This is a genomic window from Hydrogenophaga sp. L99 (genome assembly GCF_058731905.1).
Genome location: NZ_CM178972.1, coordinates 3,012,455 through 3,032,499, shown reverse-complemented (window position 1 = coordinate 3,032,499; position 20,045 = coordinate 3,012,455). Strand labels below are relative to the sequence as shown.

The window sequence follows — 20,045 nt, the reverse complement described above, 5'->3', positions numbered from 1 at the left end:
GGACTGAAGTATCCGAGCAGTGGTTTTTCGAGGGCTGATCTATTGGTTTTCGGCGTCTGGGGGCGGGGGCATGCTGGCCTCTTTCGCCAACCGGCCGTAAACCTCTTTTGAGATCCAGTCCGTCACCAGATTCTGAAAGCTCTTCTCGTTCATGAAGCGAGCGAAGATGTCTTCGTTCTGCTCCATCCGCTCAATGAACAAGGTTTGCAGCAAACTGGAAAACAGCAGCGTGAACTTGTCTTCAGGGTTCGCGGCAGCTGCTTCGCCCAGCGATGCATCGCTGATGGCGGCCTCAATGATCTGATCGAAAAACAGCTGGTCGGCGTTGGTGAAGTCGGTGCCAAACCGGTCATTCAGCGAGTCGATCAAGCGCGACAAGGGTGTTTCATCGTCGCGCAGCAAACCCGAGCCCACTTCGCGAGGACCATCCAGCGGGGTGCCTTTGCCGTCGCGCAGGCTGATCGAGCCCTCGCTGATCTTCTGCAGGCGGTAGTACTCCAGCCGAACTTCATCGTCAAAGTCGTAGCGCGGGCCGCTTTCGCGGCGGGGCAGCTTGGTCGAGAGAAAACGCAGGTAGGTGTACAGCCGCTCCAAGTCGGAATCCTGGTACGGAATCACCTGCGACAAAAACGCATATAGGTTGCGAAAGGCCTGCAGCTTGCCGCGCCAGAGCTCGGCTGCTTCCTCATCGGTTTTTTGCAGTTCGCGGAAGCGGTCCACCGCCTGGTCCAGCGCGGCGTTTATGGCCTGGTGGTCAGCCGGGCTCTGGCGCTGCCGGGGCTTGAAATACACCGCCACAAAGCGTTCTACCTCGTCGTGCGAGTAGATGCCGCTCGCGTCCAGATCGGCCTTGATGGCGTACATCTGGTTCGGGTCGGCTTCTTCGCCCATTTGCGCGCCGTCGAAATAGTCTTTGAACGCCTGACGGATTTCCTCCCGGTCGTTCACGAAGTCCAGTACGAAGGTGTCTTCCTTCAGCGGGTGCATGCGGTTCAGCCGCGACAGCGTCTGCACAGCCTGAATGCCCGCCAACCGCTTGTCCACATACATGGTGTGCAGCAGTGGCTGGTCAAAACCCGTTTGGTACTTCTCGGCCACCAGCAGCACCTGGTAGTCTGGCCCGCCAAACGCTTCGGGCAGCTCGGTGTCTTTGAGTCCACCGTTCATGGAGAACTCGGTGTACAGCTTGTCGGGCACCAGTTCGTCTTGCACCTGCCCTGAAAACGCCACCAGCGTCTTGATCCAGCCGTAGCCCTTTTCGCGGATGTAGGCGTCAAACGCCAGCTTGTAGCGCACCGCCTCCAGCCGCGAACCGGTCACCACCATCGCCTTGGCCTTGCCGCCCATCTTGTGACGGACGACGGCGTTGAAGTGCTCCACCATCACCTCGGTCTTCTGGGCGATGTTGTAGGGGTGCAGCCGCATGAAGCGCGCCAGCGCCTTGGCCGCCTGTTTGCGCTCCACATTCGGGTCGGTCTCACTGGCCCGCACCAGCTTGTAGTAAGTGGCGTAGGTGGTGTAATGGGCCAGCACGTCCATGATGAAGCCCTCTTCAATGGCCTGCCTCATGGTGTAGCGGTGGAAAGCGTGGCCGGTGCCGCCGTCCGCGCCGTCGGCCCCGCGCCCAAACACCGCCAGCGTCTTGTGTTTGGGTGTGGCGGTGAAGGCGTAGAAGCTGATGTTGGCCTGCCGCCCGCGCTTGGCCATGCTGCGGTACAGCTCGTCCAGGTCTTTGGCGCCTTCTTCCATGGCGTAGCGCGCCGCCTCCTGGCGCAGCACGTCGCCGCCCAGCACCTCTTTCAAGTCGGTCGCGGTTTCGCCCGACTGCGAGCTGTGTGCCTCGTCAATGATCACCGCGCAGCGCCGGGTGGGCAGCACACCTTCGCCGCCTTCGCCTCGCTCTTCGGCCATCTTGAGCAGTTGGCGAGTGACGAACGGAAACTTCTGCAGCGTGGAAATGATGATCGGCACGCCGGTGGTCAGCGCCTCGGCCAGTTGGCGCGAGTCTTCGTCGATCTTCTGCACCACGCCCTGGCGGTGTTCAAACTGGTAGATCGTGTCCTGCAACTGCTTGTCCAGCACCCGCCGGTCGGTGATGACGATCACCGAGTCAAACACTTTGTTGTCTGCGCCGTCGTGCAGCGAAGCCAGGCGGTGCGCCAGCCAGCCGATGGTGTTGCTCTTGCCGCTGCCGGCCGAATGCTCCACCAGGTAGTTGTGGCCCGGGCCTTCTTGCTTTGCTGCCGCCTCTAGCGCGCGCACCGCCTGCAACTGGTGGTAGCGCGGGAAGACCATGGTTTCTTTGCGAATCTTGCGGCCGTCTTCCGTGCGCCGCTCTTCCACCTGCAGGTGCATGAAGCGCGCCAGGATGTCCAGCAGGCTGTCGCGCTGCCACACGGCTTCCCACAGGTAGGCCGTGCGGTAGGCGCGGCCCTGCGGGTCGGGCGGGTTGCCCGCGCCACCGTCGTGCCCCTGGTTGAAGGGCAGAAAGTGCGTGGCGCTGCCCGCCAGCCGCGTGGTCATGAACACCTCTTCGGTGTCCACCGCAAAGTGCACCAGTGCCCGGCGCTTGAACTCAAACAACGGTTCGCGGTGGTCGCGGTCCTGCTGGTACTGCGCAATCGCGTGGCGCGCGGTCTGCCCTGTCATGGGGTTCTTCAGCTCGGCTGTGGCCACCGGAATGCCATTGACCGACAAGACCAGGTCGAGCTCGTTGGTGTTGCGCTGGCTGTAGCGCAGCTGGCGCGTCACGCCCACGCGGTTGGCCGCGTACTGCGCGGCCAGCTCGGCGTTCATGCCATGGGCCGGTTTGAAGAACGCCACCCGCAGCGTGCGGCCATGGCATTTGAAGCCGTTGCGCAGCACGGCCAGCGTGCCATGGTGGTCCAGCCAGTGCGTCAGGTCTTTGAGGATTTGCGTTTCCGTCTGGGCGCCGTTCAAGGCTTCCAGTCGGGCCCATTCTTTGGGTTGGGTGGCGCGGATGAAGGAGAGGGATTCTTGGGGGAAGAAGTGGTTGGACAGGTCGTAGTTGGACTTGTCCAAGGTGTTGCATCCGTTGGCGAGCAGCGTCGCTTCGATGGTGGATTCGAAGGATGCTTCGTTGTGGCGCTTCGTCATATTTTTCCTCCCGGGCGCTGCAGACATTGCCCAGAATGATCAAAGCAATCAATCGCCGAACCTGGGAAGGCGGCGACGAATCGCGTCAGCATGTCGTTGTCGTCTTTAAACACAGTGAACCAGATGCCAAAGCCGCCTCGGGCCGCAGCTGTCAAGGCAATCTGCGCCCGCATTTGTGGCGTATCTGCAGCGGGTTGACTCAGGTTTTTCAGAGACTCCTGTGCCACGCCCCAGATTTCGTGTCGTGTTCGCCAGCGCCTATCGGCAGAAGTTGGCCTGCGATCTGGCAATGGATTGCCAGGGTCTTTGTCCAGTCCCACCAATCTGTGTAGCGCCTCTGCAAGTGGCCTAGTTGTCGCATCTAGCGTGTCGGCCACTTCCACAATGGCCTCGCGGTATACGAAAGCTTTGAGCGTGTTGTCGGCGTCGGGCCATAGCGCATCGGCAACGGCTATGTCGGTAGCCCCCTTGCAGGAGTTGCAGTTGACACATGCGAGAAGAAAATTGTTCCACGCGCGCTCAAGCGCGGGATTCGGGTCCTTGGGCTGAATGTGTTCAACGGCCAAGTGGGTTTCTATGTGCCGCTCGCAGTAGGAGCAATAGCAACCCAGTCGATTCATCAATGGTTCGGCCGCATCCCTGTACCGCGCGAATGGCCCAGGATCAGGGCCCCGGGTGACCGGCCTCACTGCACACCCTCATTGCCTATGGCCAGCAAGCGCTGTTGCTTCAGCAAGGCTTGGAACGCTGGATCATCAGAGAAAGGTACTGCCAGTTCGTCCAGCAGTTGAACCGCCCCGGGTTTTGAGGAGGCTCTTTTCTCTGAGAGGATTGAGCCATGAGCAAGAAGTCAAACCAGTTTTCCCCCGAGATCCGCGAACGGGCTGTTCGCATGGTGCGTGAGCACCGCGGCGATTACCCCTCGCTGTGGGCAACCATCGAATCCCTCGCACCCAAGATCGGCTGCGTGCCCCAGACCCTCAACGAATGGGTCAAGCGCGATGAGATCGACAACGGCACCAGGGCCGGCGTCACGACGACCGAGTTGCAGCGCCTGAAGGAACTTGAACGCGAGAACAAGGAGCTGCGCAAGGCCAACGAGATCCTCAAACTCGCCAGCGCATTTTTCGCCCAGGCGGAGCTCGACCGCCGTCTGAAGTCCTGAACAACTTCGTCGATCAGCATCGACAGGCCTATGGGGTCGAGTCGATCTGCAAAGTGCTGCAGATCGCCCCGTCAGGCTACTGGCGCCACGCTGCCCATCAACGCAATCCCGAGCTGCGCTGCGCACGCGCCCAGCGTGACGACACCTTGTTGCCTCAGATTGAGCGCGTCTGGCAGGCCAACATGCGGGTCTATGGCGCTGACAAGGTCTGGAAACAGATGAACCGGGAGGGGGTCGAGATTGCGCGCTGCACGGTCGAGCGTTTGATGAAGCGCCTGGGCTTGCAGGGCGTGCGCCGCGGCAAGGTGGTGCGCACCACCGTCAGCGATATGAAGGCGCCATGCCCGCTGGACAGGGTCAACCGCGTCTTCAAAGCCGAACGCCCCAACCAACTTTGGGTGTCGGACTTCACCTACGTTTCAACCTGGCAAGGCTGGTTGTACGTGGCCTTTGTGATCGACGTGTACGCCCGGCGCATTGTGGGTTGGCGGGTCAGCACCTCCATGCATACGGAATTCGTTCTGGATGCCCTGGAGCAGGCGCTCTATGCCAGGCGGCCTGAGCGCGATGGCGCCTTGATCCACCATTCCGACAGGGGGTCTCAATACGTGTCTATCCGCTACAGCGAGCGGCTGGCCGAGGCCGGTATTGAGCCTTCGGTGGGCAGCAAGGGTGACAGTTACGACAATGCCTTGGCCGAGACGATCAACGGGCTGTACAAGGCCGAGGTGATTCACCGACGGTCATGGCCAACCCGTGAATCGGTTGAACTGGCAACGCTGGAATGGGTGTCCTGGTTCAACCATCACAGGCTGCTCGGACCCATCGGCTACATACCGCCGGCAGAAGCTGAGGCAAACTACTACCGGCAACTCGCCAGTCAGACCGCCACGGTGGCGACCTGACTTAAACCAAACGGCCTCCACGATCCCCGGGGCGGTTCAAGTAGCTTCAATTCCTCCAGTTCAGCGGGGCTTGCGGTCTGCTGCCGCAGCAAGCTGTAGTACGCCTCCGCTGCAGCCATCATGTTCAAGTACCGCTGGCTCTTTTGCGGCATCTCGACGCCCTGTACCTCTTCGGCAATGTCCTCAATGCTCTTCTGATGAAACGCTTCAGCGGGGCGCTCTTCATCACCGACGTTGTCCAGGCGAATCAAGTTGCCCGTGCGCTGTGACTGAATCAAGAACAGCGAATGTGTCGAGCAGATGAACTGCAGGTTTGGAAACGCAGACCTGAGTCCCTCCACGACGGTCCGTTGCCATTGCGGATGCAGGTGCAAGTCCAGCTCGTCAATCAAGACGACACCTGTCCCTTCGGTCAGTGGGTTTTCTGAATTTTCGTTCAGCAGCACCAGTCTTTGTGCAATGTCGGTGGCGATGGCTGCAAGGCTGCGCTCCCCGTCAGACAGCATTCGCAGGGGGATGCGCCGGTTCTCACGCTCAACAGTCGTTGCACCGTTGGCGTCGATACGTTCCATATCGAACACCTTGGTCACCATGAGTTCATCGCCGTCAACCCCCCATTCCGCCAGTTGAGGTAGCAACAAATGCAAAGCATCCTCTACGGCGGCCAGTTGCTTGGCTGCACACGAATTGGGGTCTTCGTCGGTGAGCGCCTTGCGACCGCGCCACCAGTCCGTGAGCTGCTGCGCAGCCAATCCACGGTCTTCTACAAAAGCACGTTGATAGGCCGGGTGCCTAGTTTTTCCTCGGGAACCACCGTGATTAACAATGGCGCGCCTTACCGAAAGGTAGAGCACCAGAGGTTTCGGACCGTGCTTCTGCATGGTCGGGTCGGGTTGCGGAACCAGCCCTTTGGTTCCTTGCGTGCCTCCACTCGTCTGCCCGCGCAAGGTGCCGTCCAGGCGCAAGTCGCCAGCAACAGGACGACGTGAACGCCATCCTCCTGGAGGCACCGGAATATCCCGCGTCCCGTGAGCGCCGTACCGGTCTACTTTGAGGGCATCTTGAGTTCCGACCCGTTGCTCTGTAATTTCCAGATCGAACGACTGCCCATTGCGACTCAGTTTACAGTTGATGACGGCGGCACCACGTTCAACAGTGATGTCTCCCTCGGTCAAACCGATACCCGGGAACGCTAACTGTCGATCGACAAACTCCGGTACAGACCTGGCCAGGACGATACGCAGCGCTTCCAGCGCAGAGGTCTTGCCGGCGCCATTGATGCCCACAATCAGGTTGAAGCCTGGTGTGAAATCCAGTGTGCTGTTCACCAGCCCCCGAAAATTATTGAGCGTTAAGCAGTCAATTTGCATTGAGTAGCGTTCCCGATACAGCTTGTGCGATCAGCGCCGTTCGCCGCTCCTCCAGCAACTCAACGGTATCTTTGGTCGCACTGCTCAGTGCGTCTATGTACTGAGTTTGATGAGCAATTTCCCGAACTATTTGCGTCTGTTCTGCGAGCGGCGGCACGGGCATTGACGCCTCGTACAACCCTTCCGGGTATAAGCGCATCCGCGATGACCAGACGCCTTTTGAATAGCGCGTGATCTCGGCGACGAACAGCGGCGTGCGCACCAGGTGGTCGAGGTAGCCCGGGTCAAATGCCTGCACCGGTCGATAGACGTTGTAGGCGGGGCTCACGATACCGTCGTGGCGCGTCACGCCCATGGCGCCCATCCATGCCCAGAGCGTGTTGATGACCAGGTCTCCGGCACGGCAGCGCTTATAGCCTTCGTTGCTCTCGGACAGGAACATGTTCACATCTTTTTCAGAGCGCTTCGTGACGCCAGTTAGGTGGGACACCGTCAGCAATTCCTCGGAACCGTCTTCCGACCGGTCATCGATTTCTTTGAACAGCCACCGGGTGTTTTCTGTTTGCCAATGCGCTGGAATCTGACCCAGCCAATCGATGCCTGAGTCGCGCATAGGTACGTCCGGGTTCAGGCCCCGTGAGACTGCATTGGCGATCAGTGCGCGGCGCTTTTCGACCAACAGACCAAGCAACTGTAGTTTGCTGGCAATTAACCGATCAAGTTCGTCTGTGCGCCGATCAAGAAAAGCTGCGATATCGCTTTGCTTTTTTTTTGATGGCAATGTCACTTGAATATCGCCAACAAAATCTCCATTCACATGCGGTATTCCCATGCCAACGGTCTCAGCTCGAATACTTTTTTCCAGCGTTTTGCATAGATAAAAAAAGTAATCAGGTATCACTCTCGTAACTCTGGCTAGTGCGGCCGTCGAGGACACAACACCGTATTTAGATTTAATAAATTCGCCAGCGTTAGAGCCGTCCCATAGCAAAATAATGTCCCCATCCTGAGCGATGATCGCGCCTGCCGTTTCGGCGAACTCAGGGAATGCTGTTTGGCTGCGCAAGTACTCCATTGACAAATAGGGCACGCGATGCGGGGCCGACTCTTTAAATAGCTCCGGAGGAATGCGCCCTTTCTGGAATCGGGCTAAATATTTGAGACGAATCACAATGTCCCCCCCACCGCCCGATACGCCTGCTGCGGATCGTTGGGCTCTTGCGGCCGGGTCATCACCAGCCGACCGTCGCGCATGAGCGGGCGCAGGTAGTTCTGCCGCACCACCTCGGGGTTGCGGCGCAGCACCAGGGCCAGTTCGTCCACCGGCCAGGCGCGTTGGCTGCACAGGGCCACCACCAGGTCATGAATCTCTTGCGGCGGGTGGCGTTGGCCGATGGCGCCCACGCGGGCTGCCAGGGAGCCGGGCAGGTCGTCGAGCAAGGCTGTGCGGGCGGCGTCTTGCCCGTCGATGTCCGAGGGGTTGCTAGATAAGCCGCTGGGGTTACTAGATAAGACCCCGGGGTTGCTAGATAAGGTGTCCGGGTTGGTCGATAAGCCGCGGTGGTTGCTAGACAAGGCGCTGTGGGCGCCGCCTGCGGCTGCGGGTTCGCCCAGGCCCAGCCGCTCGGCGGGCACGTAGTAGGTGGCCGAGCCCCGGCCTTTTTGCTGCAAAAGGCCGGCGTCGCGCAGGCGGCGCAGGGCGGCGCTGGCGCTGAGGGTGTCCACCTTGTTCAGGGCGCGGTAGCTGGCGTTGTCGATGGCGCCGGCCTCGCGCACGACGACCAGGGCCTTGGCTTCGTCGGGACTGAGCTGGGCGTCTTTGAACCGGGCCAGCCATGCCACGTCGTCGGCGCCCAGGAAGTGGTGGAAGAAGTAGCGGGCCACAAACTGGTCGTTACCCCGGTCGGACTCGAACAGTGGGGGCGTGAGGCCGGCCTGCTCCATGGTGTCGCGCATCACGCGGATACCGCTGCCCTTGGTTTCGGCAAAGCGGGTTTCGTGCAGCACGGCGGCGATGCGCGGGTTGCGCGGCTCGCTGCCGGGCTCGCCCAGGTGCTCGGGCGACTTCAGCGAGAAGCCGGGGTTGCGGATTTCAAGCCGGTTGGCGTAGCGAATGATCTGCACCGGGCTGTGGCTGCGGTAGCTGCGGTGCATGAGCGCATTGACCAGCGCTTCGCGGATCACGCGCTGGGGGATCACCGGCTTGTCCTGGCGCTGCAGGTCGCCTTCTTTCAGGGCAAAGCCTTTGGGCAGGTCGTCCAGCACGGCGGCCTGGGCGCGGCGGATCAGGCGAAAGAGCGGGTCGCGCAGTTCGATGGTGTCGAAGCGGCGCTCGGGGTCGGGCACCCATTCGCGGCCGGGCACGCGGATGTAGTCCACCCGCGTCATGGGGAAGCAGCGGCGCAGGGCCTGGGGCTTGCCAAACAGCATGACGCCGGCCACGGTGGGGCGCAAGGCGCCTTGTTCGTCTTTGCCGATGCAGCCGAGCGAGCGCAGCAGTTCTTCGTCGGTCCAGCGCAGTTCTTCGGCGTCGGGGTTGGCTTCAGCACGGGTCTGGCGGTAGTCGGCCAGGGCTTCGGGGGCGAGGTCGTCCAGCGTGGCGTCGGGCACCTGGCTGGCGTCGAAACTGTCGCGCTGGCGGCCTTGGTAAAAAACGGCCAGGTCGTCTTCGGTGCAGTGCTGGTCCACACTGCCCACGCGGCGCAGCGCGCCTTTGGGCAGGCCTTGGGCTTTGAAGAAAACGGGTTTGTCTTGCGGTTGGGCCTCGGGCACAAAGGCCACCACCACGGCTTGGCCGTTCACCTGCTCGGTGCTCAGTTCGATGCGCACCGGCTGGTTGAAGGTCTCGCGGCATTGGGTGGCGAGGTCGGCGCAGAGTTTGTCGGGCTGGGGCACGCCCTCCACCTGGTAGCTGGGAAACAGGGCCAGCTCTTCACGCACCACACCCAGCAGCAACCAGCCGCCACCCAGGCCGGGCTCGTTGGCAAAAGCGCATACGGTTTCCAGCAGCGATTTGCCGGCCTCGCTGGCGCGCTTGGCCTCGATTCGCTCGGTCTCATCCAGCAGGTTCAAGCTCTGCAGCAGTTCCAGCGCCGTCATTGGCCGTTCGCCTCGGTGGTCACCTCGCTGAGCAGGCGCAAGATTTCAGCCTCAGCCTTCTTCAGGTCGGCGTCAATCTCGGCCAGTGGGCGCGGCGGGGTGAACTTGTAGAAGTGGCGGTTGAAGTTGATTTCGTAGCCGACCTTTGTTTTGTCGTGGGCCACCCAGGCGTCGGGCACATGGGGAATCACTTCGCGCTGGAAGTACTGGTCCACGTCCACCTTCAGGGGCACGTTTTCAAAGTCGCGCAGGGCGGCGTCGGGTTCGTATTCGACCTGCTTACCGGTCTGCTTGAGGATGACCGGATCGGCATCAGGATCGATCTCGGTGAAGGCATCGCGGAAGGCTTTGGCCTGCGGCGCGCGCCACTTTCTGCTCAGCTTCTTCAACACGGCCTGAGCATGCTCCCAGACGGCATTCCAGTCCAGCGATGCTTCGCGGCCGATGGCAGCGTCGATGGCCTGCAAGTCGTCTAGCAAGCTGGGGCAGGCGTCGAGAAATCGCTCTTTGCCCTGCAGTGTGATCTGGAACTTCAGACGCAGCGGGCGTTCGATGGTGAGGCGGTGGTAACCGAAGTCGGCGTTGTCAAACACCTTGCAGGTTTCGCTGGGCAACATCGGACCGTACTCCTGCACGATGTCAGTGATGTGCTGGGGAGAGAACTCGCGGCGCTTGTCGCCCAGGCTGCGGCGCAGGGGTTGCCAGCGTTCGCGTGCGTCCACGAGCTGGATCTGGCCTTTGCGCCGTTCTTCCTTGCGGTTGGTGACGATCCAGATGTAAGTGCCGATTCCGGTGTTGTAGAACATCTGTTCGGGCATGGCGACGATGGCTTCGAGCCAGTCGTTTTCGATCACCCATTTGCGGATATCGCTTTCGCCCGAGCCGGCGCCGCCGGTGAACAGCGGCGATCCGTTGAACACGATGGCCAGGCGGGAACCGTCTTTTCCGGCCTCGGCGTCCACCGGCTCCATCTTGCTGAGCATGTGCTGCAGGAAGAGCAGGGCGCCGTCGTTGACGCGTGGTGTTCCCGCGCCAAAGCGCCCGAAGAAGCCTTGTTTCTCATGTTCGAGAACCACAACCTTCTGCTGGCGCTTCCAGTCCACGCCGAAGGGCGGGTTGGCCAGGAAGTAGTCAAAGCGTTTGCCGTAAAACTGGTCATCGACCAGGGTGTCGCCGAACTTGATGTCGGAGGTCTCTAGCGCCTTCGGGTCGGTGCGCATCAGCAAGTCGGATGCAGCCACCGCATACGAGCGCTTATTGAAGTCTTGGCCGTGCACATAGAGCCGGGCACCCATCTGGTGCTCGCGCAGGTAGTTGCGCGCTTCAGACAGCATGCCGCCGGTCCCGCAGGTTGGGTCCAGCAGGGTGCGCACGGTGTTGGGCTTGGTCAGCAGATCGTCGTCGTGCATGAACAGCAGGTTGACCATGAGCTGGATGACCTCGCGCGGCGTGAAGTGATCGCCCGCCGTCTCATTAGCTTGTTCGTTGAAGCGGCGGATCAGGTCTTCGAACAACAAGCCCATCTGGATGTTGTCAACCGAGTCGGGGTGAAGGTCCACCTCGCAGAACTTGCGCACCACGAGGAACAGGATGTTGTGCTCGTGCAGCCGTTTGATCTCGTCGCTGAAACTGAAGTAGTCAAAGATACGCTGGACGTTTTCAGAAAAACCGTTGATGTAGCTCTGCAGGTGCAGGTGAACGTTATCCGGATCACCCAGCAGACGCTCGAAGGTCAGCGGTGAATGGTTGTGAAAGCGTTGCCCGGATATTTGATTCAGGATGCCGTCGAGCGCTTCACCATGGTGCTTGCCGCCTAGCTTGGTGAACCTGTCAAGCACGGCTTCTTTGGTAGGCGTTGAGAACGCAGTCGAACCGCCGCAGCACCACCAGTGGCAGCATCACGCGCTCGTACTGAGGCGGACGGTATGGGCCGCGCAGCAGGTCAGCGATGCTCCAGATGAAGTTGGAGAGTTCGTGGGATTTGCTCATGAGGAAGGTTGCGGAACTCTTTGTCCAGGTTTTGAGGCGATTAGCGGGCAGTTTAATCCGCGCAATGTCAAAAAAACGTGTGGAAGCAGAGTCGCCGGCGCTCCGTCAACAGGATTTCAGCCTCGTGCTGTCTTGCCCTCATGGGAATCAATCCAGTGCATCCCATGCTTGCAAAGGCATCAGTTGCCCAGCGCAGTCAGCGGGTTAATCCTTCCTGGCTGTCCTTCAGGCTGTGCGCTCGTCCAATGCGCCGGTTTGCAGGTGGTGGGTGTCGGCCCAGCCCACCAGGCTCAGGCCTTCGGGGGTCCACAGCAGGCGGTTGATGGCGGTGTTGGTCAGCTCCCAGCTGCGCGGCGCCTGCAGTTCCAGGCGGGTGGCGGCGCGGTACAAAATGTCCAGCACCCCGCCGTGGGCCACCATCAGCACCTGTTCACCGGGATGGCGCGCGGCCAGTTCGGTGACCGCAGCCACCACACGGGCTTGCAGTTGCACCAGCGACTCGCCGCCGGGCGGTGCGAAGTCGGGCACGCGTTTGCGCCAGGCCAGCGCGTCCTCGGGCCAGCGGCTTTCCAGGTCGGCCCAGGTGTGGCCTTCAAAACGGCCAAAGCAGCGCTCGCGCAGGCCCGTGTGGGTGGTCACCTGGCCGCTGTGCAGCGTGGTCACGGCCTGCGCTGTTTCGTGGGCGCGGCTCAGGTCGCTGGCGTAAAAAGCGGCAATCGGCTCCTCGCGCAGCGCCTGCGCCAGTTGCTGTGCCTGCCAGCGGCCGTGTTCGTTCAGCTCAATGTCGGTGTGGCCCTGGATGCGGGTGTCGCGGTTCCAGGCGGTTTCACCGTGGCGCACAGCCAAAATGCGGGTGACTTGCAAGGGGATGTCCTTGGGTGGGTGCAAAAGCGCACTGTACCGGCATGCGCCGGGCGGCGCTGGCTGTTCGATCGGCTGCGCAATGGGTGGGGGTTGAATCCCCCTCATTTTTCACGCAACGCCGCAAGGCTTTGCGACAGAATGTGCAAATGTCCATGCCAAACCCTTCCTTGGCCGGAGACTTTTCGTCCCTGTTCAATTTTTTGCCCATCGGCGCCTACCGCAGCTCAGCGGAAGGCGAGATGCTGCGTGCCAACCCCGCGCTGGTGCACCTGAACGGCTATGAGTCTGAAGCCGAGATGCTGACCAACGTCAACCGCATCGGCAGCGATTGGTACACGGTGCCTGGCCGGCGCACCGAGTTTCAAAGCCTGTTGGCGCACCATGGTTTTGTGCGGGGTTTTGTCTCTGAGGTGATCCGCCACGGTGGCGGCGAGCGCCTGTGGGTCAGCGAAAACGCCCACACGGTGCGCGACGCCCAAGGGCAGCTCTGTTATTACGAGGGCACGGTCGAAGACATCACCGAAGCGGTGCGCGCGCAGCAGGCGCTGCGCCACAGCGAAGAGCAGTTGCGCCTGATCACGACGCAGATACCCGGCATGGTGTTTGTGGTGCATGTGGCCCCCGACGGATGGCGCAGCTTTCGGTTTGTCAGCCCGGGGGTACAAGAAATTTACGGGTTTTCGCCCGAAGACCTGATGCGCGACCCGATGCTGGTGACCCGCTACCGCCACCCCGACGACCAGCCGCAGCTGGAGCAGGATGTGAACCAGATTGCACAGGGGCCCGTGGATCTGGTGGGTGAGTTCCGCATCGTGCTGCCCGACGGCCGAATCAAATGGCTGCTGCGCCGGTCGTGTGCGGTGGCCTCTGACCACGAGGGCCATGTGCGGGTGGGCGTGTTGCTCGACATCACCGACCGCAAACAGACCGAGATGGCGCTGCGCCAGAGCGAAGCCCTGTGGCGGCTGGCCCTGGAGAGCGCGGGCGACGGCGTGTGGGACTGGAACCTGAAAACGGGTGAGGAATTCCTGTCGCCCAGCATCAAAGCCATGTTTGGCTTTGGCGACTCCGATCTGGCCAACCTGGCCGCCGCACTCGACGAACGTACCCACCCGGACGATGTGGCGAAGATGGCCGCCGACCGGCACGCGCATTTCGACGGCACGACCCCGGTGTACCGCAACGAGCACCGGGTGCAATGCAAGGACGGCACCTGGAAATGGGTGCTTTCGCGCGGCATGGTGATTGCCCGCGACGACGCGGGGCAACCCCTGCGCATGGTGGGTACCCACACCGACATCACCGAACTGAAGCAGGCCGAAGCCCAGCAGCGTGCGCTGGAAGCGCAGTTGCGCGAGTCGCAAAAAATGGAGGCCATTGGCACCCTGGCCGGCGGGGTGGCGCACGATTTCAACAACCTGCTGGCCGCCATTTTGGGCAACCTGGTGCTGGCCCGTGAAGATGTGGGCGAACACCACCCGGCCCAGGAAAGCCTCACCGAAATCAGCCGTGCGGCCATTCGGGCGCGCCAGCTGGTGCAGCAGATACTGACCTTCAGCCGCCGCCAGACGCAGGAAATGCAGCTCCAGCCGCTCACGCTCCTGGTGGAAGAGGCACTGGGCCTCATGCGCTCGCTGCTGCCGGCGGGTATCAAGCTGGTCGCCCGGTTGCCGTCGGCCACGCTGCCGGTGGTGGCCGATGCCACGCAAATGCAGCAGGTGCTGATGAACCTGTGCACCAACGCCTGGCAAGCCATGGAGGGCCGCTCGGGCGACGTGACCGTGGCGCTGCGCGAGGTGCGCCTGGACGCCGCCCAGGCCTTGCTGCTGGGCGACGATTTGCCCAGCGGCGCTTACGCCTGCCTGAGCGTGGCCGACAACGGGCCGGGTATGGACGCGGACATTCAGCGCCGCATTTTTGAGCCGTTTTTCACCGCCAAGGCGCCGGGTGCTGGCACCGGGCTGGGGCTGGCGGTGGTGCACGGTATCGTCAAAACCCACCACGGCGCCATTGCGCTGGCCAGCCGCCCCGGTGAGGGTGCTCGCTTTGATGTGTACCTGCCGCTGGCCGGCGCCGAAACGGCGGTGGCCACAGATGCGCCACCGCCGAGCGCGCCGCCCGAAGCCAGCGCGGCGCCGGGCAAGCACATCGTCTACATCGACGACTACGAGGCCATGGTGTTTCTGGTGGGGCGCTTGCTGCGCAAGCAGGGCTACCGCGCCAGCACGTTCAATTCGGGCGAAGAAGCCTTGGACTGGCTGCGCGCCCACCCACAAGAACCGTTGGACCTGGTGGTGACCGACCAGAACATGCCCGGCATGTCGGGTGTGGACGTGGCCAGCGCCCTGGCGCAGTGGCGCCCCGGCTTGCGCGTGGCCATTGTTTCAGGCCATGTGAACGACCAGCTGCTGACCGCTGCGGCGGCGGCGGGCGTGACCGAGGTGATGGGCAAACAAGACAGCATGGACGCGCTGGGCGATGCCATACGCGAACTGCTGGAGCGCACGACCGGCGCAGCGCGCTGAAGCGGGCGGGCGCCTGCGCTGCCTCAGCGCGGCACTTCGATGTTGACCTGCCGCACACCGTCCGGTGGCGTGGGGAAGTCGCGCAGGGCTGCGTCGAGCATGGCGCTCCACAGCTCGGGCGCGCTGTTCCAGCGGCCTTCGTGGGCCGCCCGCGACTCGTACACCACCCGCGCACTGGCCGCGTGGCGCACCACCAGCGACACCTCGCGTTTGTAGTACGGCATGTCCATGCGCATGAACACCGGCGACCAGATGATGTGCCCGCTGGCTGTGACCGCGTAGTCGCGCCCTGGAAAACCCAAACCGCCCCAGTAGCCGTCCCACGGGTCTTCCCAAGGCGCGCGGGGCAGCCGCAAGGTGCCGGCGCTCACTTGCACCGTCCAGGGGGCTGCCGTGGGCGCGTCGTGCACCGACCAGCCCACCTTGGCCAGCGCCACACGCGCCAGGTTTTCCAGTGCGTCTTGCCCGGTTGCGCCCGGCCCGGCGCCTTGCGATGGCAAGCGTTCAAAGCGGTAGGTTTGTGGCGCCTGCGGCACGGCCGCCGAGGCTGCTGCGGTGGCGTCGCTCCAGCGCGCAAAGCTTTGCACCTGGTTGTCCACCAGGTACACGCTGGCGCAACCGCTCAACAGGCTCAGCGCCAGCGCGGCCAACGCCGCCGTCATGGGGCGCAGCCGGGTGGTGCGTTGTGGGGGATGCAGCGGGTGTTTCGTCATGGGGCCTCCGGCGGGTGGGTGGCGCCCAGTCCCCAAAGAGGGATCAGTGCGCCGTGGCGATGGGTATCACGGCTTTGGTGACCGTAGCGTTCCCGGCGTCCGTGAGCAAGTCCTCTGCGTCAAATTTTGGAGCCGGCAAGGGCTCCTCGTCAAACGCCTTGTCACCGTCTTCGCTGGCCACACCCGTGGCCTTGAGGGTGGTGAACGGGTGCAGCTTGGTGTCCAGCAAGTGGCTGGGCACCACGTTTTGCAGGGCTGAAAACATGTTTTCAATGCGCCCTGGAAACTTCTTTTCCCATTCTTTGAGCATGTTGCCCACCTGCTTGCGCTGCAGGTTTTCCTGGCTGCCACACAGCGTGCAGGGAATGATGGGGAATTCGCGCAGCTCGGCCCAGCGGCTCAGGTCTTTTTCGGCCACGTAGGCCATGGGGCGGATCACCACGTGCTGGCCGTCGTCGCTCACCAGCTTGGGCGGCATGGACTTCAGCTTGGCGCCAAAAAACATGTTGAGCAGCAGGGTCTGCAAAATGTCGTCGCGGTGGTGGCCCAAGGCAATTTTGGTGGCGCCCAGCTCGCTCGCCACGCGGTACAAAATGCCCCGGCGCAGGCGGCTGCACAGGCTGCACAGCGTTTTGCCTTCGGGTATGACGCGCTTCACGATCGAATACGTGTCCTGGTTTTCAATGTGGAACTTCACCCCCAGTTTCGTCAGGTAGGCGGGCAAGATGTGCTCGGGGAAACCGGGTTGCTTCTGGTCCAGGTTCACCACGATCAGCTCAAAGTTGATGGGCGCACGTGCCTTTAGCTTTTGCAAGATGTCGAGCATGCCGTAGCTGTCTTTGCCCCCCGAGAGGCAGACCATGACCCGGTCGCCTTCCTCGATCATGTTGTAGTCCACGATGGCGCGGCCCACTTCACGGCACAGGCGTTTTTCAAGCTTGTGGTTTTCGCGCTGCTGCTTGCCCGCAGCACCGTATTCGGCGGCCGGTGCTTCGGTGGGGCTGGCGTCGTCCAGGGTGGGGTCGATCCAGCCGGGGGCGTTCGTTGTGGTTTCCATCGTGTTCACCATTGGCCACTTTCCATGCGAATCGCCACTTCGCAGTCGTCAAAAATTTCGAGTTTGGCAATTTTCACCCGCACGCCAACCACACCCGGCATCTGCATCAGTCGGCGGGTCAGTTTGCCAATCAGGCTTTCCAGCAGGTTCACGTGTTCGGCGGTGCATTCGTCAATGATCAGCTGGCGCACCTTGCGGTAGTCCAGCACGTGGCTGATGTCGTCGTCGTGCGGCAGCAGCGGCTGCGTGCCCTGGTTCAGCTCGGCGTCCACCTGAATCGGCTGCGGGCTGGTTTTTTCGTGCTCCAAAATGCCCAGGTTGGCGTCGAAGCGCAGGCCGGTGAGGGCCAGTATTTGGGTGCCGGCCTGCGGCGCGAAAGGTGTGTTCATGACGGACGGTACAGGTTGGGCCTCGAGGCGGGTTACATCAGCGAGAAGTCGCGTTCAAAGCGCATCAGGTGCTGGCCACCGTCCACCAGCAAGGTGGTGCCGGTGATGGATCGGTTGTCCAGCGCAAACGCGACCGTGGCCGCCACGTCTTCCGGGGTGGACGAGCGCCCCAGTGGCGACTGGCGGTGCAGCGCCTCGAACTTGTCGTCGCTGAGCATGTGGCTGGTGAGTGTGAGGCCCGGGGCCACGCCCACCACCCGCACGCGCGGCGCCAGCGCCATGGCCAGCATGGTGTTGGCCGCTTCCAGCGCCGCCTTGGACAGCGTGTAGCTGAAAAAGTCGGGGTTCATGTTCCAGAGCTTCTGGTCCAGCAGGTTGACCACGGCGGCGTCGCCCTGGCCATCCACCGCCACCCGGTGGGCGTGCAGCGCTTGGGCCAGCAGCACGGCGGCACCCGTGTTGGCCCGCAGGTGGGTTTCCATGGCGGCAAAGCCAAAGCTCTCGGCGCTGTCGTGCTCAAAGGTGGACGCGCTGTTGACCACCGCATCCACCGCACCAAAATGCGCCACCACCGCGGGCAGCAGGGCCCGCACGCTGGTCTCATCGGCCAGGTCGGCGTAGAACGGGTGGGCGCTGCCTGCACGGCCGGTCAGCGCGTCGCAGTCGGCCGCGGTTTGCTGGGCGTCGGCCACCGAATGGCGGTGGTGCACCGCCACGTTCCAGCCGGCGCTGGCCAGCTTGAGGGCAATTTCGCGGCCCAGGCGTTTGCCCGCGCCGGTCACAAGCACGGTGCGGTGCGCAGGCTGTGCAGCAGCCGCAGGGAGGGAAGCGAGGGACATTGGGCGACAATCTGAGGGTGAGCACCCCCTTGATGACAGAACCTTCTAGTTTAACGATCGCCCTGCTGCAGCGGGTGCATGAGGCCATGGCCGAGGCCGGCGGCTGGTTGCCGTTTGACCGTTTCATGGCCATGGCGCTGTACGAGCCGGGGCTGGGCTACTACGCCAACCAGACCCCCAAATTTGGCCAGATGCCCGGGGGTGTGGACGGGCAGGGCAGCGATTTCGTGACCGCGCCCGAACTCACGCCCCTGTTTGGCCAGACGCTGGCGACCCAGGTGGCGCAGGCCTTGAGCGCCACCGGCACCGACGAGGTGTGGGAATTTGGGGCCGGTACCGGCGCGCTGGCCTTGCAGGTGCTGGACGCGCTGACCGCCCAAGGCCAGGCGCCCCGGCGCTACACCATCGTGGACCTGTCCGGCAGCCTGCGCGAGCGCCAGCAGGCCACCCTGGCCGCCTACGCGGGTGTGGTGCAGTGGGCCGACGCCTTGCCCGAGCGCTTTGAAGGCGTGGTGCTGGGCAACGAGGTGCTGGACGCCATGCCGGTGCAGTTGCTGGCGCGGGTCAGCGGCACCTGGTTTGAGCGTGGCGTGGCGCTGGACAGCGCCGGTGAGCTCGCCTGGGCAGACCGGCCCACTGCGCTGCGCCCACCGGTGGAGGTAGAAGGCGTGCACGACTACCTGACCGAAATCCACCCCCAGGCCGAGGCCTTCGTCAAAACGCTGGCCGACCGGTTGCAGCGCGGGGCGGCCTTCTTCCTCGACTACGGTTTCCCCGAGGCCGAGTACTACCACCCCCAGCGCCACATGGGCACGCTGATCTGCCACCACGGCCACCGCACCGACCACCACCCGCTGACCGACCTGGGCCTCAAAGACATCACCGCGCATGTGAACTTCACCGGCGTGGCGCTGGCCGCGCAGGACGCGGGCATGCAGGTGCTGGGCTACACCAGCCAAGCCCGGTTTTTGTTCAACTGCGGGTTGCTTGACCTGTCGCACAACGCCAGCGTGCGCGACAACGCCATGATGCAAAAGCTGGTGAACGAGCACGAAATGGGCGAGCTGTTCAAGGTGCTCGCGCTGGCGCCTGCCGCCAGTGCCACGGGCTGGGAACCGCTGGGCTTTGCCCACGGCGACCGCACGCACCGGCTGTGAACGCCATGACCGCTGCACCTCGATTGCTGACAGGCCGCCCATGATCCGCTGGATGATTGTCATTTTTCTGGCGCTGCTGCTCATCAGCTGGTTCACGCCGTTCCTGCAAAAGCTGGGCTTGGGCAAGTTGCCGGGGGATGTCCGCTTCCGGTTCCTGGGGCGCGACTGGTTTTTGCCGTTCACCACCACGCTGCTGCTGAGCTGGGGCGCCAGCCTGATCGCGCAGTTCGTGTGAAGCGGGTATACCCACCGGGGTGTCTTGATTTTTCGGCGCTGACCGCCAACTGAAGCCTCAAACACCCCCACGGAGCCACCATGTCCAACGAATCCCTGCACATTGTTTGTCCCCACTGCCACACCACCAACCGCGTGGCCAGCGCCAGCCTGGGCCAGGCGCCCGACTGCGGCAAATGCCACCGGCCGCTGTTCACCGGGCATCCGGTGGCGCTGAATGAGACCGCGTTTGACAAGCACATTGCGCGCTCACAGGTACCGGTGTTGGTGGATTTTTGGGCGCCCTGGTGTGGCCCCTGCCGCATGATGGCGCCTGCATTTGAGCAAGCTGCCCAGCAACTGGAGCCGCAGATGCGCCTGGCCAAGGTGGACACCGAAGCCGAGCAAAACCTGGGCGCGCGTCTGAACATTCGCAGCATTCCCACGCTGGCGCTGTTTGTGGGCGGGCGCGAGGTGGCGCGCCAGGCAGGTGCCATGGGCGCGGCCGACATCGTGCGGTGGGCGCGTTCGCACGGGGTTTGATCGGCGGTTGATGCGCAGGCCTTTGCGGTGAAAGGCTGGTAACTGAGTTACGTGTCCCGCATAATCCGGATTCGTTCGAGCCGTTTTTGACGGCACGGGA

The 20,045-nt window shown here is 62.8% G+C and carries 17 protein-coding genes and 1 other annotated feature; of the genes, 5 read left to right on the top strand and 12 right to left on the bottom strand.

All coding sequences use genetic code 11. The features are described from left to right. Positions 1-39: 39 nt before the first annotated feature. Positions 40-3,117 carry a type I restriction endonuclease subunit R gene (locus AC4QBL_RS14410; protein WP_472907407.1) on the bottom strand — a complete coding sequence of 1,026 codons (3,078 nt, stop codon included), beginning with the start codon at positions 3,115-3,117 and terminating at the stop codon, positions 40-42. Continuing rightward, positions 3,114-3,683: an HNH endonuclease gene (locus AC4QBL_RS14405; RefSeq protein WP_492131601.1), complete on the bottom strand. Its 570-nt coding sequence runs from the start codon at positions 3,681-3,683 to the stop codon at positions 3,114-3,116. The genes AC4QBL_RS14410 and AC4QBL_RS14405 overlap by 4 nt, the downstream gene beginning before the upstream one ends. Before the next feature lie 272 nt (positions 3,684-3,955). Between AC4QBL_RS14405 and AC4QBL_RS14400 the strand changes: the two genes are divergently transcribed. After that, a protein-coding gene (locus AC4QBL_RS14400; RefSeq protein WP_472907405.1) for an IS3 family transposase occupies positions 3,956-5,187 on the top strand; the annotation gives its coding sequence in 2 pieces (ribosomal slippage) (positions 3,956-4,247 and positions 4,247-5,187; 1,233 coding nt in all). Further along, positions 4,237-4,353: a sequence feature (AL1L pseudoknot), on the top strand. It overlaps the preceding gene by 117 nt. Here AC4QBL_RS14400 and AC4QBL_RS14395 read toward each other — a convergent pair. From AC4QBL_RS14395 to AC4QBL_RS14370, 6 genes are all read right to left on the bottom strand, one after another. After that, entirely contained in the window at positions 5,163-6,557 is a 1,395-nt protein-coding gene (locus AC4QBL_RS14395; RefSeq protein ID WP_472907404.1) for an AAA family ATPase, read from the bottom strand. The genes AC4QBL_RS14400 and AC4QBL_RS14395 overlap by 25 nt on opposite strands. Continuing rightward, a complete protein-coding gene (locus tag AC4QBL_RS14390; protein ID WP_472907403.1) occupies positions 6,547-7,728 on the bottom strand; it encodes a restriction endonuclease subunit S in 1,182 nt (393 codons plus the stop codon). Before AC4QBL_RS14390 ends, AC4QBL_RS14395 begins: the two co-directional genes overlap by 11 nt. Then, positions 7,725-9,656, bottom strand: coding sequence for a DUF8451 domain-containing protein (locus AC4QBL_RS14385; RefSeq protein WP_472907402.1), 1,932 nt, complete (start codon positions 9,654-9,656; stop codon positions 7,725-7,727). Before AC4QBL_RS14385 ends, AC4QBL_RS14390 begins: the two co-directional genes overlap by 4 nt. Next, positions 9,653-11,494, bottom strand: coding sequence for an HsdM family class I SAM-dependent methyltransferase (locus AC4QBL_RS14380; protein ID WP_472907401.1), 1,842 nt, complete (start codon positions 11,492-11,494; stop codon positions 9,653-9,655). Before AC4QBL_RS14380 ends, AC4QBL_RS14385 begins: the two co-directional genes overlap by 4 nt. After that, a complete protein-coding gene (locus tag AC4QBL_RS14375) occupies positions 11,487-11,645 on the bottom strand; it encodes a type I restriction-modification system subunit M N-terminal domain-containing protein (RefSeq protein WP_472907400.1) in 159 nt (52 codons plus the stop codon). Before AC4QBL_RS14375 ends, AC4QBL_RS14380 begins: the two co-directional genes overlap by 8 nt. A 225-nt stretch (positions 11,646-11,870) precedes the next feature. Next, complete coding sequence (locus AC4QBL_RS14370) at positions 11,871-12,509, bottom strand: histidine phosphatase family protein (RefSeq protein WP_472907399.1); 639 nt, start codon at positions 12,507-12,509, stop codon at positions 11,871-11,873. 152 nt (positions 12,510-12,661) lie between these two features. Between AC4QBL_RS14370 and AC4QBL_RS14365 the strand changes: the two genes are divergently transcribed. Next, the gene (locus tag AC4QBL_RS14365; protein ID WP_472907398.1) at positions 12,662-15,034 is read left to right on the top strand and encodes a hybrid sensor histidine kinase/response regulator; all 2,373 of its coding nucleotides are present in this window, start codon (positions 12,662-12,664) and stop codon (positions 15,032-15,034) included. Between the two features lie 23 nt (positions 15,035-15,057). On the opposite strand, the gene AC4QBL_RS14360 is transcribed toward AC4QBL_RS14365, so the two are convergent. From AC4QBL_RS14360 to AC4QBL_RS14345, 4 genes are read right to left on the bottom strand one after another with little or no spacing between them, the layout of a single operon-like run. Beyond that, the gene (locus tag AC4QBL_RS14360) at positions 15,058-15,747 is read right to left on the bottom strand and encodes a DUF4136 domain-containing protein (protein ID WP_472907397.1); all 690 of its coding nucleotides are present in this window, start codon (positions 15,745-15,747) and stop codon (positions 15,058-15,060) included. 43 nt (positions 15,748-15,790) lie between these two features. After that, positions 15,791-16,804, bottom strand: a complete 1,014-nt coding sequence (ttcA, locus tag AC4QBL_RS14355) for a tRNA 2-thiocytidine(32) synthetase TtcA (RefSeq protein ID WP_472907396.1) — start codon at positions 16,802-16,804, stop codon at positions 15,791-15,793. A 5-nt stretch (positions 16,805-16,809) separates the two neighbouring features. Further along, positions 16,810-17,193 (bottom strand): dihydroneopterin aldolase, encoded by a 384-nt coding sequence (locus tag AC4QBL_RS14350; protein WP_472900723.1) that lies wholly within the window; start codon positions 17,191-17,193, stop codon positions 16,810-16,812. Between the two features lie 32 nt (positions 17,194-17,225). Further along, a complete protein-coding gene (locus AC4QBL_RS14345; protein WP_472900724.1) occupies positions 17,226-18,032 on the bottom strand; it encodes an SDR family oxidoreductase in 807 nt (268 codons plus the stop codon). A gap of 32 nt (positions 18,033-18,064) precedes the next feature. Between AC4QBL_RS14345 and AC4QBL_RS14340 the strand changes: the two genes are divergently transcribed. The 3 genes from AC4QBL_RS14340 to trxC all read left to right on the top strand — a co-directional run bounded on the left by AC4QBL_RS14340 (position 18,065) and on the right by trxC (position 19,945). Next, positions 18,065-19,189 carry a class I SAM-dependent methyltransferase gene (locus tag AC4QBL_RS14340; RefSeq protein ID WP_472907395.1) on the top strand — a complete coding sequence of 375 codons (1,125 nt, stop codon included), beginning with the start codon at positions 18,065-18,067 and terminating at the stop codon, positions 19,187-19,189. 40 nt (positions 19,190-19,229) lie between these two features. Beyond that, positions 19,230-19,424: a DUF2905 domain-containing protein gene (locus tag AC4QBL_RS14335; RefSeq protein WP_439113043.1), complete on the top strand. Its 195-nt coding sequence runs from the start codon at positions 19,230-19,232 to the stop codon at positions 19,422-19,424. Positions 19,425-19,504: 80 nt separating this feature from the next. Beyond that, the gene (gene trxC, locus AC4QBL_RS14330) at positions 19,505-19,945 is read left to right on the top strand and encodes a thioredoxin TrxC (protein WP_472907394.1); all 441 of its coding nucleotides are present in this window, start codon (positions 19,505-19,507) and stop codon (positions 19,943-19,945) included. Positions 19,946-20,045: the final 100 nt, after the last annotated feature.

Excerpts from the sequence above, each read along its gene's own strand:
- ttcA (WP_472907396.1), bottom strand. The coding sequence starts at position 16,804 with ATGGAAACCACAACGAACGCCCCCGGCTGGATCGACCCCACCCTGGAC.
- AC4QBL_RS14350 (WP_472900723.1), bottom strand. The coding sequence starts at position 17,193 with ATGAACACACCTTTCGCGCCGCAGGCCGGCACCCAAATACTGGCCCTC.
- AC4QBL_RS14340 (WP_472907395.1), top strand. The coding sequence starts at position 18,065 with ATGACAGAACCTTCTAGTTTAACGATCGCCCTGCTGCAGCGGGTGCAT.
- AC4QBL_RS14410 (WP_472907407.1), bottom strand. The coding sequence starts at position 3,117 with ATGACGAAGCGCCACAACGAAGCATCCTTCGAATCCACCATCGAAGCG.
- AC4QBL_RS14365 (WP_472907398.1), top strand. The coding sequence starts at position 12,662 with ATGCCAAACCCTTCCTTGGCCGGAGACTTTTCGTCCCTGTTCAATTTT.
- AC4QBL_RS14395 (WP_472907404.1), bottom strand. The coding sequence starts at position 6,557 with ATGCAAATTGACTGCTTAACGCTCAATAATTTTCGGGGGCTGGTGAAC.
- trxC (WP_472907394.1), top strand. The coding sequence starts at position 19,505 with ATGTCCAACGAATCCCTGCACATTGTTTGTCCCCACTGCCACACCACC.
- AC4QBL_RS14335 (WP_439113043.1), top strand. The coding sequence starts at position 19,230 with ATGATCCGCTGGATGATTGTCATTTTTCTGGCGCTGCTGCTCATCAGC.
- AC4QBL_RS14385 (WP_472907402.1), bottom strand. The coding sequence starts at position 9,656 with ATGACGGCGCTGGAACTGCTGCAGAGCTTGAACCTGCTGGATGAGACC.
- AC4QBL_RS14345 (WP_472900724.1), bottom strand. The coding sequence starts at position 18,032 with ATGTCCCTCGCTTCCCTCCCTGCGGCTGCTGCACAGCCTGCGCACCGC.
- AC4QBL_RS14360 (WP_472907397.1), bottom strand. The coding sequence starts at position 15,747 with ATGACGAAACACCCGCTGCATCCCCCACAACGCACCACCCGGCTGCGC.
- AC4QBL_RS14375 (WP_472907400.1), bottom strand. The coding sequence starts at position 11,645 with ATGAGCAAATCCCACGAACTCTCCAACTTCATCTGGAGCATCGCTGAC.